The following is a 12,455-nucleotide window of genomic DNA, read 5'->3' as shown; positions in this document are numbered from 1 at the left end:
ATTCATTAAACTATTGGCAAGTATGAAAATGTCGGTACGGTAATGAGAACATCGTTATTAGTTTTAGCTATTGCTGGGTTAGGTTCGCTCTTATGCGCCGGGTGTTCCATTGGACAACCTGAGCGCAAATCTCCTAAGCCCCTTATGATTGTTCAATTCAAAGCCTCAAATACTTCTATTAACAATAGAGTTGTGTTGAGACAAAAACTGGTCAATGCGCTAAGAACTCCAGTTGAGCGCCCGATTGTGCTTTTGGTTGCAGCAGGTAATGACGAGGATGGTTTCTCTTTGGCGGCAACACGGCTACATTCATTTATTGAAGCAATAGGGCCTACAGTTGATGCTGATTACAAATTGCTGGTAAAACCTTCTGAAAGAACCGAAATGAGTAATAACATTTTGGTATACGTTACTGATTCCTGGGACGAAAAAATAAAATCATTTGCATATAACGCCGACTTTTCTAAAGTCGATGGTGCAGGTGATATATATAGGGCGTCCGATAAGCGATTGTTCATTGCTAGAGCGACAAGCAGGACTATCAGTAGTTCGGGTGTGGATCAGTATTCGCAGCTTTCTGGGTTTGTTAGTGAACTCTGTTGGAATATTGATTTAAGTGCAAATTCTAATCCCCTCAGTGAGAGCGAAAAAATATTCATTTCAGGTATTAATGTTGTCACTAATGAGAGCTGTGCAACTACTCAGGAAATATCTCTTTTCATGGATGCCTATTTATCAAAATACTTGTCTGGATTTAGTTACAAAACGGATACCAAGAGTAGAACCGTTTTCCTTATAAATAATAGAGAGGAATTTTAATGAGGGTGTTATTAACAATGGCACTGTTTGCCTGTTTGGTTAATACAGGACTAGCTGATAACAGTGTATTCCTCCTTGGTAAAGTTGAGGGTGTTAAAACAATAACTGGTGGCGATATTGACCAGATTGACAATAACGCTGTCCCTGATGTAGATGATGTTTTGTCTGCGATAGCTGACAGGGCCGTAGTTGTAGGTAATAACTCAACAAAATCAATAAGTCTGTTATCTCCGGATTCTCTGACAGTTAACCAGGGGAGAGCGGATGATATTGTGCCTGATATAGATACAAGCAAAGAACTATTATTTGTAGCGCAGCGAGACTTGGAGTTTCAATCCATTTTGGCGGCCTGGGCAAGGCAAGCTGGTTACAAGGAAATTGCCTGGGCAAAGGAGAGCAACTTCAGAGATTCGTTAAGACAGGTCAATGAAGAAACACAAATGGTTAGAGGAACCTTTGAAGAAGCTGTTGAATCTATATCAAAGTCTACAGATGGGCTTTCTGAGCTTACTTTGACCGTTAGTGGGAATGGGGTTGTTGCGTATCATCCCTATCGTTATCGTCCCGTATCTATCATTCGGATCCATGGAAACACTCTGAAAGAAGCTGTTATGAATGCGGTAACTGACTTGGGGCTGGTATGGCTAGGGGATAACTACCGACTGCCAAGTTGGCAGACCACGAATAACTACCAGTTTGGATCTCCTTATTCGATAGTTGTACCGAGTGATAACTTAATATCGGGAATTGATCAAATTCTTGAGCACTATCCTGTTAGGTCTGAAATTGTTCTTGGTACTGATGAAGTTTACATTTTAGAGGATAAGAAAAGATGAGAATGGTTGGGGTTTTAATATTATCAATATTCCTCTCTGGGTGTATTTCTCAGGATTATGATTCTGCAATGACAGAAACAAAAACAGTACATGAGAAAATAGAAAGGCTTTCATCCGCCCCTGAGTATGAGAAGGTAACTTATACTGATAGGCCCCCTATAAGTATTATTCCGATTGAAAATGAGGAACGTATTTTATGGGCAGAAAAAGAGATTAGTGTCAGAGCAAGTAAAATGCCATTGCAAATCTTAATTAGGGACATCATTGGAAGTGACAATGTACGTGTTTGGATAGATGGTGAGGTTGATAAAAATCTTGCTGTTTCTCTATTTCGTAAGGGTTCAAAAAAGAAACTTCTTGAGGCTATTGAGAATAGTACAGGTTACTCAATAAAAATTACTTCAGATTCAGTGGAAGTTTGGAAGTATGAGAGTGAGACATTTGTTATTAAATTGCCGAGTGGTGTACTTAATGCTCAACAAGGCTCCCAGGGACAGGCATCACAAGTTGGCGGTCAAGGAGGAAGTTCTACTCGGGTCGAAGGCCAATTTGTCAGTGTGAACTATGAATCTGTCAACACTTTCGATGATGTTCTTCGCGCCATTCATGGAATTCTTAAGAAAGATACTGATGGCGAGAATAGTGGGGAAGAACTGGAAGGTTCGGCAAATGTCGTTAGCAGCTTGTCAGCAATCACTGTCCGTACTACACCAACACGAATGAAACAGGTGAGGGCACTCATTGATAGTGTTCAGGCTCAACTATCTAAGCAAGCGATCTTTTCGTTACGAGTATTGGAGTTTCGGAGCAATTTGGGGCATGAACAGGGTATAGATTGGACTTTGGTTAAGGATGTTGGGCAGGGGGCTATGAAGTTCTATCTTCCAGGAACTAACACCATAGTGGACTCTATCGACCAAGGGGTTGTATTTGAAGGCTCTGGTAAATGGGATGGTACAAGCGCATTGATAAAAGCGTTAGAAAAACAAGGTTCTGTATCGACAACCACGCCAATAACAATGGCTATTTTAAACAATCAGCCAAACAGGATCTCCCAAGTTCTAAAGAAACCACACACGGCAGAAGTGAAAACAGAAGCAAATGAAAATGTGGTTAGTTCCTCTATCACCAGGGGGGTGGAATATGAGGGGGTTGACATGATGATCACGCCTCTGGTGATGGATACTGAGGTGGCCCTTAGAGTTTCCGGAAAGTTGACCAAAATAGCAGATGAGCGCCAGGAGGTAGTCAATAACGTTAAAGTAACGTATATGGACACACGTGAATCAGATCTTTCCTTCTCAAATAAGCTGCGCTATGGGCAAACGATATTGCTAGGCTCCGTTCAACAATCATCTACAACAACAGAGAAAACAGCAAATTTTGGCTCATCAGCTATCGGTGGAAAAGGGGTTCGCCGGGATGTTGTTGAAACTCTTGTATTGCTTACAGTTCGGAGAGCTGACTAATGCTGACTCTTGCAAACGCTGCTCGCCTGAAAGTTGGGCAGCTGAAAAAGCATAGGCGGCAAATTCCGGCACCTTTTGAGCTGATAGTAGAAGAAGGTGATAATGTTGTTCGTTATTTCAGCGAAAAAGCAACGCCTATATATTGTGAGTATGTAAAATACACGCTGGGAAAAAATAATTTAGCTCAAGAGGTTGAAGGTTATCCAGATGGGGAAAGCTTTATATTCCTCACTCTTTATGATGAAAACATCTATGCGGTTTTAATTTCATCTGATAATGAGTGTCTCAGTGAGGTAAATTGTAAGGCTGACAGCTTTGTAGAAAAATATGGTTATGAACTAAAAAAAACGGGCATTGTTGTATGCTTCAGTGGTCACTTTAGAGAGGTTTCTGAGCTTGTCGGGAGTCGGGCTAAAGTTATTGAAATTCCTACTCACATTTCACTTGGTGGTGTAATAAGTAGTGAGTTTTATACGCAAAAAACAAAGTCAAGAAGTAAGTTGTTGTTTTTATTTCCTCTGGTGGTTTTTGCCTTTCTTACGTATTATTTTTGGCCCTCTAAAGACTTGGAACCTCAAAATGTGGAAGACCCTAACGAAACTTGGGCGAGAAGTTACATGCAAGGGTTGCCAGCAGATAAAACATTCCTGAAATTGGCTGATACGTTAATTCTACTTTCTAGCCTACCCTATGATTGGATACCGGGTACTATTTCTATCTCTGGGGGGAAGATTTCCGTTGAACTACTCATGAGAAATGGAGTGGGGCGATATTCGTCTATTAGGGGATGGGCTAGTAGATTACCGAAAGGAGCTCAATTTGAAGACGGTACTCTTTCATTAGATATTTCACAGGTGGAAAATGTTAAAACGTACAGGTTAGATGACTACCCATATATTCTCGCTGATGACATAGGAAGAATGGGTGCTTCAACAATATCATTAACACAAGAACAATCAATTGTTGGGTACAAAAAGTGGCGTATATCTTCTCAGCAAACTCTCGATATAGGAAAGATAATTGTGCTGGCAATGACGTTGAAAGATAAGCCAGTTTTCATTGATAGCATTTCATTTTCAAGTTTAAGTGTTGGGCCAGGTGAAAGTAAGGCAGATGTTCAAATGGTAATGTATGTGGAAGGTGTCTAATGACTGAAAATAAATCAACACGTAAAAAACCTAGTGTAAGAGCTTTGTCTCTTACAATTCTATGCTGGATACTAATTTTAGCTATGTATATCTATTATAGAAATGCAGATAGTGCGTCAAGTTTAGATAACGTAGCTGAAACATTAAAAACATCTGATGCTGTAGTCGATAATTTTAAAATAGAAGAAGTTGAAATAATTCCTTCGACAACATCTGATGATATATTTGATGCGGCTTATGAACGCCAGTATAAGGAAGCTTCAAAGAGGTATTCATTGGCATCTATTAAAAAGTTAGCTCTTGAAGAAGAGGCAAAGGTAAAGGAATTAGAGTCGAATGGAAACAAACAGCTGACTGTAATTCATAATCCAGAAGTTGAATACCCCGGTCTTCCAGATGCTAATGATAGCTATGACGATGTAGGTTTTAAGTCATTGAAAGAAGCAGTTGCTGATAGGGTAGCAATTGTATCAGTGGTTAGTGAGGGCCGGAAATATACTGCTCATATCAAAATTGACGGCCAAATCATTCCAGTCAAAATGGGCGATGTTGTCGGCGATATAACAGTTACAGGGATCGACTCCAGCTCTGTTTCTTTTAAGGATTTGAGCGGCAAAGTGATAAAAAAATGGATAGGTATTTGATATGAGTACGTACCTGATTACTGATGATGAATTGAATGAATACTATCTTGAAGATAAGTTTTGTATAGCGGTTATGACAGGGGAAGGGCCTGTTATTTATACGACAAGTTACGAAACCCTCCGAATTGATAAAATTGTTTCTCATGTGCAAAATATGGAGGGTGAGTATTGGGGGCGAGTCCCTAAAGTAAAGTTGTGTAATGAAAACGAAATTGAAGATTTAAGGTCAACTTCTCATAATGGAAAGGCCGCTCAATATACAGATGACTCTGATAAGAGTTCTAGAGTTAGTGTCAGGGTAAGTGAGCAACTTCAGAAGGCTGTGGATGAACGTTCATCCGATATACATATAGAAGTATATAAGAACCTGACTAAGATATTACACAGGATTGATGGTCGAAGAGTTGTTGTCTCCGAAGTCCGAGACAGGGAATATGGTATGCAACTTATCGGCAATATATTCAATACTAAGTGTCAAGAAACTTTTGAACCAAAGAAAGTATTGAATGGGTCTTTTGAAACGCAACTGGTAGAGAATGGTGTAGATAGAAAAACTGAGTGGCGAGCCGCTTATATCCCTGGGAAAAATTCGGGGGGAAGGTGTGTATTGCGGTGGTTAAACCAGTCCGCTCAACTGCTGACACTAGATCAATTAGGGTGGACTTCAGCCCATGTTGGTATTGTTAGGGACATTCTTCAGGGCCCTAGCGGTATCATCATGCTGACAGGGAAAACTAACTCCGGTAAGACCTCGGCTCTAGCTGCGATGCTCTCTGAATTTGATGACTCCAGAGCTATACATACACTGGAGGATCCCGTTGAGTATGATCTGAAGGGTATTGTTCAAACACATGTTAGAACAGATGTGAAGGAAAAGGATGTTGTAACTAAAGGTTTTCCTCACTATTCCAAAGCGTTACTTCGACATGATCTCGATGTAGAAATGCATGGTGAGATCCGGGATTACGAAACGGCTATGGAGGTTCACCGGAAAGGTGAAACAGGGCAGTTACTATTTAGTACTTTACATACCTCTACCACAATAGGTATTGCTACTACATTCATAAAACAGTGGAATGTCCCCGCAGCAGTTGTTTCCGCTCCCGAGTTACATAGGCTTTGGATTAATACTGCTTTAGTACGTACCTTGTGCAACAAATGCAAATTAACAGAAGATAAAGCTAGGGAATACTACTCAAGTAAATCAAATGAAGAATTAGAAAAATTTGAAGTAGTTGTTGAAGTTAGCAAGAGTATTTGTGGTGATACAGATACTATCCGCTATTTTAACCCAGATGGATGTGATTGCTGTTGTAAAGGTGAAAAAGGTAGAACTTCAGTCGTTGAAATGTTGGTTTTGGACGATGAGGATAGAGACTACATATTGCGAAGCGATTTCTTAGGTTGGAAGAAAGCTCTCAATAATAAAGGTTTTCTTGAGTTGAGAGATCATGCTATTTACAAAATAAAGAAAGGTGAGATAGATATTAGGACTGCTATTTCTCGTGTTACCGGACTATTGAAAACAGACACAAAGACCGTTTATAAAAACATGCTTGACAACATGAATTGATAAGGTTTGTTATGCTTTCTGATTCTATAAAAAATTACTGGGAACTCCTTAATGAATTTGTCTCGGAATTTGTAAGTGATTTTGATAGAAAAACATTTTCTATCAAACAACAAATAAAGTTAATGAAACTTGTCAGGAGGATGTTTTCACAAAATCTCAGCAGCAGCAACATAGCTGAGCAGTTGATCAAGTTTGGTGATAAAAGGCAACAGCAAATCGGTGTAGAGCTAAAACCCGTACTTGAGAAGGGGGGGTTTTCAGAAGCATTCTTGCCTTGGATAGATAAAATGGCCTACACAGCGTTGGCGGCGGGAGAGGCAGCTGGAGATCTCTTAGGGGGGGTTGATAATGCAATCCATGCTTTAAACACTAAGTCTGAATCTTCAGTTGCGCTGATTATCCACATCGGAAAACCATTTTTAGGATTTCTCGTTGTTATAGGAGTTGCTGGGTTGGCAAGTCAGTTCTTCTTTGACGTTATCGCTGAGCTGTCAGATCCAAAAGGCTGGCAAGGGCTGACATATTTTGCATATATGTTTGGTGAATTGATCGGATCATGGGGGGTGTTGGGGCTCATTATCTTGATTGCAATTGCAACAGCTTTGGTGATCTCTTTGCCTTTGTTCGTTGGGGATTTTCGTTTGAAGGTTGATAGGTGTCCACTCCTATACCGACAGTATCGACTGATCCAATGCAATGTATTACTCCGAACTGTTGGTAATTTGATGAAAACAGGAATGAGCCTTAATGAATCATTGGAAATTGTTAGTGAAAAGGCATCCCCATATTTGTCATGGCATGTTGAGCAAATGCTGAAAAAGTTGGATGGAGGTGTTGTTAACATTGGTGATGTATTGGATACCAAGCTGATTAATGAGGCTGAGATTAACGCCGCTAAGATATTGGGAAATAGCGGGGGAATTATCGAAACGCTTATTACGTCCGCAGATATTCATCATCAGGAGCTGATGGATGAGGTTGGGGTAATTAAATTCTTTGGTGCGACAATTATAAAAACGGTTGCTATTTTTGTTGGTGCTTTAATCGCGGCTGGGATTTTGTTCGGAATTATCGATTTTATTAATAATGTCAATGTTTAGATTTGAGGGAAATATGAAAAATCAATCCACCAGTGTTAACAGTAATGAGCTTAAAGCTTTTTTCTCCAACCGCCAGCGTGGGGCGGCTATTGTCGATAACTTGTTAGGGTATTCAATTGCTGCCATGGTCTTGGCTTTTGTTGTATTAATGGCCCCTTCTGCCTACCTCAGTATGAAGATTAATGGTGCCAAGGCTGACGCCCAGATAATCCAAACAGCGTTGAGAGATTATAAGCTGTCAGGTCGCCCTGACTTCACCGGTTTGACTATCTCTAAACTATGTACGGATGAGTACATAACGCAAAAGAGCATCTGTGGTTCCTCAAATGATGGCAAAGGAACTAATCAGTTTGGTGGCGACTGGACTGTTCAGCCAAATGCTAATAAGGCCCGTGCAGATGTTGGATTTAGCATGCCAAATGATAGTACCCGTGTGAACAGGGTTGCTGATGCAATGGCTGGTTTAACTTATCAAAACTGTAGCCAGGCTGCCGGATGTGCAACGCTGAAAGTCTCTTCCACGCTGATAACGATGACAATGTAAAATGACCATCAATATCAGGCGAACTTCTGGATTCACTGTAGTTGGCGCCGTTTTGGCGCTGACTATCTCATCTGGAATTGCTTTGATTTTAGCGAGTACGTTCTACCCTATACTCAGTTCATCATTTGAGCGTTATCAAATAAATCAAGCTGTGGCGGCCACCTTTGTTGCTTTAGAAAACCACTATGGATTCGAGCGGCTGAGTTCTGGTTGTATGACAGCCTCTGGAAATGTCCCACTTGCGAAGTTGATTGCTGATCAAGGGTTGGACTCGAAGTTGGTTTTAAATAGACCTTGGGTTATAAGAGCCCAACTGGTTAGTGTAAATGGCATTCCTACCAATAATGTTGTTTCTGTAGCATTTCCATCAAAGAGATATTTGTCACTCGGTTTAAACCCCTCGGTAATAAGGGGGTTGACGGTCGAGTTTTGGCGCGAAGTGCCTTATAGGGATGTTTCCTGGGATAGTTTTGATAAGGGCTCAAAATGTTACAAATGAATGGGAAGAGGCAGAAAGGATATTCTTCAGTCATTGGAATTTTGATTGTGTTAACCTTTCTTTCCATTGCGCTTGTCGAATATGGGAAGTTACAAAAATTAAAATCATTGCAGGATGATGCCGAACGATTTGCATCACACGTAAAGTATATTCGTCAGCAGGTCATTGCTTATCAAAGTGATCGAGTTTCGGCTGGAGCAGGATTGAATGATGGGGGGGCTTCATGGTTTCCAAATTCCTGGGCTGATCTTGAAGGCAAATATGTCAACGCTTGTTCTACTGCTGATAATAATGCTGGAAAATGTCGTAAAGCCAGTCAAACCCCTTGGGGAGGAATAATCTCTTTTCAGAAGGCTGTTTCCCCTGGTATGTCTCATTACCAGTTAAAGTTGATTATTCCAATTCCTAAAATAAGCAGTACCTTTAGGCTTGGGGAGCGACAAAGTTACTTGGCCGCTTTAGGTGGTATCCCTGGAACATCGTTTAATTCAGTATCTTCACAGGTTATTGTGTTAGTTGACCGCATAGGCCAAGAATTGCAACATGAGGCGCTATTGGCTCGCTCCGGGGATACAACTTTGCTTGGGGATTGGGATGTTGGTGGGAGCTATGCGATAACAAACACCCGAGACATAACCATAAGGAATTCTGATGGTAGTCAACGCAGTCTTGCTGCGGGGTTGCCTGTGATGGTCGTGCACCATGGGGAACGTATAAACAAACACAAATGCCCATCTGGCTTTTCTCCTGATGCGATAGCTTCAATTAAAGGGATTTATAACCGTACAGAACCAAATTTGTTTTCTGGTGTAAGTTCATCAAGAGCTTACGTAACTGCGTATTCTGCTTATTGGATAGCTGGACTGGATTATTGGGCAAATGTAAAAGGGAAGCCGACATTACTCCATGACGGTGAAATAAAGGTTGAGCTTGTTTGTAAGTAGAACTTTTTAAAAACTGAGGGAACTTGTCATGAAAAAAGTAATTTTGGGGATTGCTGTTGTACCGTTTTTACTTACTGTCGCTGAAGCTAAAGTGACGTACTCTGATGCTGTAAACAGTCACAACAAGACGTTTTCACAGTATAAGGGGTTATCAAACACCGATAGCCAAGCGGCCTGGGATGATGCTTTCCATCAACCAACATATAGTGACGGATCCGGGGGGAGTGGTAAGTTGACTGTTGTTTGGACTGGTAAGTCTCAATCGGTGGCCAATAAATGGGGGGACGGTGCATACCTGTTTGATCTAGGTGATCCATATAATGCATCTGAAACCGTTGCCACTGTTTGGGTTTACGTAAATAGTTCTAATCACACAAAAAAACGGGGGGGAGGCCCCAGTCACTACGGGTATGAAAAATCCTGGTGGATTGTATATGAAAGTGGAACATTCAAAGCCATAGGGGCTAGTGAATCCAAGCCATTTATTCTCTCAATTGCTAAAGCCCCGGTTGCCGTCAAAATGTATAACGATTGCACCCCGGGCCAGCGTCAGACAACTTCGTTATATTGTCAGTCTGGTTATAAAACGTGTGAGCCGGGGGTTGAGAGTCGTACATGTGCGGCAAATGGAACCTGGGGGCCGTACTCTACCGACCGATTGCCGCAATGTGCTTATGGCAATCAGATGTGTAGATAGTACACTCATTCAACCCTTTCATTTATTGGATAAAGATCTATGCCAACACCTAAACTAACTGACGAGCAGTTTATTGTGCTATTGAAACTGAGCAGAGGGGATTTTAATGCTCCTAGTACAATTGCAGCTAGGATGGTGCTTGTTGATGGAGCGACTAATCAAGCCGTCAAAGCTGTGACAGGAGTTAGCAAGGAAAACCTATATGATGCGGTCGGGCGGTGGGAAGAAAAAGGGCGTTTGATTCGAGAGGCTTATGGCCCAGAGGGGAGTAAGTCAGATCAATTCGACCTGCTGGTAAAGTTATGTCGCGGTGATAGCAACGCAAATAGTACGGTCGCTGCCAGGATGGTGCTGGTCGATGGAGTAACTAATCAGGCTGTCAAGGCGGCTACGGGGATTAGCAAGCAATCTTTATATAGTGCTGTCAAGCGGTGGGAAGAAAAAGATCGCTGGATTAGAGCTGCATATTTAGATGGAAAATAAGTATTGACAGTGAAGCCCTAGGGGTTTACTGTTAGAGGTAGATAGGTTGTAGGATGATAAATAGGAATTTATCCCATGAAGAAAAAAATATGCTCGATAGCGATACTCCCTTTGATTTCTCTAAATGCCTTTGCTGCTCAAGACGGTAATGCAGTATCTTGGGAAGATAGCGATGGCACCGTTTATATGGAATGTACGGGGACAGTTATTGGTGGTCGATGGGTTCTAACTGCTGCTCATTGTGAGGACAAAGCTTCCCTGGGGGTTGATACTTTTAGGAATGGGAAAGTGTCAATCAAAAATGTTGTTAACCATCCTGATTATCATCCAGATTTGAAGCGCGATATAGCTGTTTGGGAGCTGGCTGCTCCGGTAGATGTCTATTCATTTAATCCGTTATCAATTGGCAACATAAGTGAAGGGGCGGTTGTTGAATTCAATGGGTTTGGTGGCAGTTTTCCTGTGCTGAATGCCGTTTCTTTAGAGGTTGGTGCTAGTGTTGAAAGTGCCCCCTATCGTTTAGTTACCAATGATATTGGAAAGGGGTATGCCATTCCTGGTGATAGTGGCGCTGCGTACTATTCAAATGGAAAAATTGTTGGTGTTTTGAGGGGGATTGAAGGAGGGATTAGACTGGAAGGGAATTCACAATTTATTCTCGATGCTGTGAACGCCTGGAACTATCCAACCCGAGCTGAAACTAATGGCGCCGGTGAGGTAGAAATTACTGTCCAAAGCCTTCACTCCGATACGGTGGTTGATAATGCGTCCACTTCTGGTGATGCAACAATTGTTGGGGGAACCTGCTTGGGGGAACAGGTGGAGCCGTTTGAAACTTGCACTTATGTTGTTTCTAGTAATGGTTTTGAGGGACAACTCAAGAGTGACGGTCTTAGTGTTACGCTTAACAAGGGTAAAACCAAACCTATTCCTCCACAGCCTGAGCCGGACGGGGAATCGTCAGGTGGTTCATTTGGCTGGTTTTCATTAGCTTGTTGTGCAATGCTCGCTTGGTTCCGAAGGGAAAAGCATGCGTGATTTTTTATTGGAGTTGGCAGCTTTGGCTGCCACCTCCATTGTTGTATCTATGCTTGTTAGTTATGTTTTGAAACTGGATTTTAAATTCAGGGTTACAACTCCAAAAAAGCTATGGTTGTGTCGGGTTAGGCAGCTATTTACATGGCTTTGCTACATAACAATTTGGTTTGTTCCGACATTATGGCTCGTGGGGTATGACGCTACAGCTATAACGTTACTTGTCCTAGTAGCTGCAATACTCCAAAGCTTTTTTTTACCGCCAGCGTACTATTTTGATGATGCCAAGAGTTTGCTTTTCACTCTGTCGAAAGAAGGGGCTGAGATTCACTTGCAGGACGTATTGATGTTTGGTAAGTCGTCTTACAGAGACCTGAGAAAAGTAGTGCCGAGGCTCTTAGAATTGAAGTTTGCCGATCGCGTGGTGATGCAATCCCCTCTGCTAAACAAAAGTGGAGAACCAAGAGATACAGTCCTGTTGAGAAAGGTGTTAGGAGAGGTTCATATAACAAGTGAGCAAGTGCCAATAGCTTCTGAGTTATTAAGTAAAATAGCACTGGCTATAAAGTTTGTTCGTTCAGGTCGGGATTGGAGAAGTGCCTTTTTTTGGCACAAAATCACTATTTCACGCTATGATTAGCGCTAAGTGTGTTAGCCATTGAGT

14 protein-coding genes are annotated in these 12,455 nt (G+C 41.6%); all 14 read left to right on the top strand.

Annotated elements, in window-relative coordinates; all coding sequences use genetic code 11:
- Positions 1 to 42 precede the first annotated feature (42 nt).
- The 14 genes from ACSHSR_RS23415 (at position 43) to ACSHSR_RS23350 (ending at position 12,431) form a co-directional block, all read left to right on the top strand.
- A complete protein-coding gene (locus tag ACSHSR_RS23415) occupies positions 43 to 819 on the top strand; it encodes a hypothetical protein (RefSeq protein WP_479631561.1) in 777 nt (258 codons plus the stop codon).
- Positions 820 to 836: 17 nt separating this feature from the next.
- A complete protein-coding gene (locus ACSHSR_RS23410) occupies positions 837 to 1,655 on the top strand; it encodes a hypothetical protein (protein ID WP_479631560.1) in 819 nt (272 codons plus the stop codon).
- Positions 1,656 to 1,723: 68 nt separating this feature from the next.
- The gene (locus ACSHSR_RS23405; protein WP_167717357.1) at positions 1,724 to 3,124 is read left to right on the top strand and encodes a hypothetical protein; all 1,401 of its coding nucleotides are present in this window, start codon (positions 1,724 to 1,726) and stop codon (positions 3,122 to 3,124) included.
- Positions 3,124 to 4,272: a hypothetical protein gene (locus tag ACSHSR_RS23400; protein WP_475628795.1), complete on the top strand. Its 1,149-nt coding sequence runs from the start codon at positions 3,124 to 3,126 to the stop codon at positions 4,270 to 4,272. Before ACSHSR_RS23405 ends, ACSHSR_RS23400 begins: the two co-directional genes overlap by 1 nt.
- A complete protein-coding gene (locus ACSHSR_RS23395; RefSeq protein ID WP_475628796.1) occupies positions 4,272 to 4,916 on the top strand; it encodes a hypothetical protein in 645 nt (214 codons plus the stop codon). Before ACSHSR_RS23400 ends, ACSHSR_RS23395 begins: the two co-directional genes overlap by 1 nt.
- Position 4,917: 1 nt before the next feature.
- Positions 4,918 to 6,489, top strand: a complete 1,572-nt coding sequence (locus ACSHSR_RS23390; protein ID WP_475628797.1) for an ATPase, T2SS/T4P/T4SS family — start codon at positions 4,918 to 4,920, stop codon at positions 6,487 to 6,489.
- An 11-nt stretch (positions 6,490 to 6,500) separates the two neighbouring features.
- Complete coding sequence (locus tag ACSHSR_RS23385) at positions 6,501 to 7,589, top strand: type II secretion system F family protein (RefSeq protein ID WP_167717349.1); 1,089 nt, start codon at positions 6,501 to 6,503, stop codon at positions 7,587 to 7,589.
- Between the two features lie 13 nt (positions 7,590 to 7,602).
- A complete protein-coding gene (locus tag ACSHSR_RS23380) occupies positions 7,603 to 8,133 on the top strand; it encodes a hypothetical protein (protein ID WP_479631559.1) in 531 nt (176 codons plus the stop codon).
- A gap of 1 nt (position 8,134) precedes the next feature.
- Positions 8,135 to 8,632: a hypothetical protein gene (locus ACSHSR_RS23375; protein ID WP_167717345.1), complete on the top strand. Its 498-nt coding sequence runs from the start codon at positions 8,135 to 8,137 to the stop codon at positions 8,630 to 8,632.
- Complete coding sequence (locus tag ACSHSR_RS23370; protein ID WP_167717344.1) at positions 8,620 to 9,576, top strand: hypothetical protein; 957 nt, start codon at positions 8,620 to 8,622, stop codon at positions 9,574 to 9,576. Before ACSHSR_RS23375 ends, ACSHSR_RS23370 begins: the two co-directional genes overlap by 13 nt.
- A 28-nt stretch (positions 9,577 to 9,604) precedes the next feature.
- Positions 9,605 to 10,273: a hypothetical protein gene (locus tag ACSHSR_RS23365; protein WP_475628799.1), complete on the top strand. Its 669-nt coding sequence runs from the start codon at positions 9,605 to 9,607 to the stop codon at positions 10,271 to 10,273.
- Between the two features lie 39 nt (positions 10,274 to 10,312).
- A complete protein-coding gene (locus tag ACSHSR_RS23360; RefSeq protein ID WP_167717340.1) occupies positions 10,313 to 10,756 on the top strand; it encodes a hypothetical protein in 444 nt (147 codons plus the stop codon).
- A gap of 75 nt (positions 10,757 to 10,831) precedes the next feature.
- Positions 10,832 to 11,794, top strand: a complete 963-nt coding sequence (locus ACSHSR_RS23355) for a trypsin-like serine protease (protein WP_479631558.1) — start codon at positions 10,832 to 10,834, stop codon at positions 11,792 to 11,794.
- Positions 11,787 to 12,431 (top strand): hypothetical protein, encoded by a 645-nt coding sequence (locus tag ACSHSR_RS23350; protein WP_479631557.1) that lies wholly within the window; start codon positions 11,787 to 11,789, stop codon positions 12,429 to 12,431. The genes ACSHSR_RS23355 and ACSHSR_RS23350 overlap by 8 nt, the downstream gene beginning before the upstream one ends.
- Positions 12,432 to 12,455 lie beyond the last annotated feature (24 nt).

The sequence above is a fragment of the Shewanella sp. VK101 genome, assembly GCF_056497865.1.
Note: the sequence above shows the minus strand (reverse complement) of the source record. Positions and strands in the feature narration are given on the sequence as shown.

Coding starts and splice junctions, on each gene's coding strand:
- ACSHSR_RS23385 (WP_167717349.1), top strand. CDS start 6,501: ATGCTTTCTGATTCTATAAAAAATTACTGGGAACTCCTTAATGAATTT.
- ACSHSR_RS23360 (WP_167717340.1), top strand. CDS start 10,313: ATGCCAACACCTAAACTAACTGACGAGCAGTTTATTGTGCTATTGAAA.
- ACSHSR_RS23410 (WP_479631560.1), top strand. CDS start 837: ATGGCACTGTTTGCCTGTTTGGTTAATACAGGACTAGCTGATAACAGT.
- ACSHSR_RS23405 (WP_167717357.1), top strand. CDS start 1,724: ATGACAGAAACAAAAACAGTACATGAGAAAATAGAAAGGCTTTCATCC.
- ACSHSR_RS23395 (WP_475628796.1), top strand. CDS start 4,272: ATGACTGAAAATAAATCAACACGTAAAAAACCTAGTGTAAGAGCTTTG.
- ACSHSR_RS23355 (WP_479631558.1), top strand. CDS start 10,832: ATGAAGAAAAAAATATGCTCGATAGCGATACTCCCTTTGATTTCTCTA.
- ACSHSR_RS23370 (WP_167717344.1), top strand. CDS start 8,620: ATGTTACAAATGAATGGGAAGAGGCAGAAAGGATATTCTTCAGTCATT.
- ACSHSR_RS23400 (WP_475628795.1), top strand. CDS start 3,124: ATGCTGACTCTTGCAAACGCTGCTCGCCTGAAAGTTGGGCAGCTGAAA.
- ACSHSR_RS23350 (WP_479631557.1), top strand. CDS start 11,787: ATGCGTGATTTTTTATTGGAGTTGGCAGCTTTGGCTGCCACCTCCATT.
- ACSHSR_RS23380 (WP_479631559.1), top strand. CDS start 7,603: ATGAAAAATCAATCCACCAGTGTTAACAGTAATGAGCTTAAAGCTTTT.
- ACSHSR_RS23365 (WP_475628799.1), top strand. CDS start 9,605: ATGAAAAAAGTAATTTTGGGGATTGCTGTTGTACCGTTTTTACTTACT.
- ACSHSR_RS23390 (WP_475628797.1), top strand. CDS start 4,918: ATGAGTACGTACCTGATTACTGATGATGAATTGAATGAATACTATCTT.
- ACSHSR_RS23415 (WP_479631561.1), top strand. CDS start 43: ATGAGAACATCGTTATTAGTTTTAGCTATTGCTGGGTTAGGTTCGCTC.
- ACSHSR_RS23375 (WP_167717345.1), top strand. CDS start 8,135: ATGACCATCAATATCAGGCGAACTTCTGGATTCACTGTAGTTGGCGCC.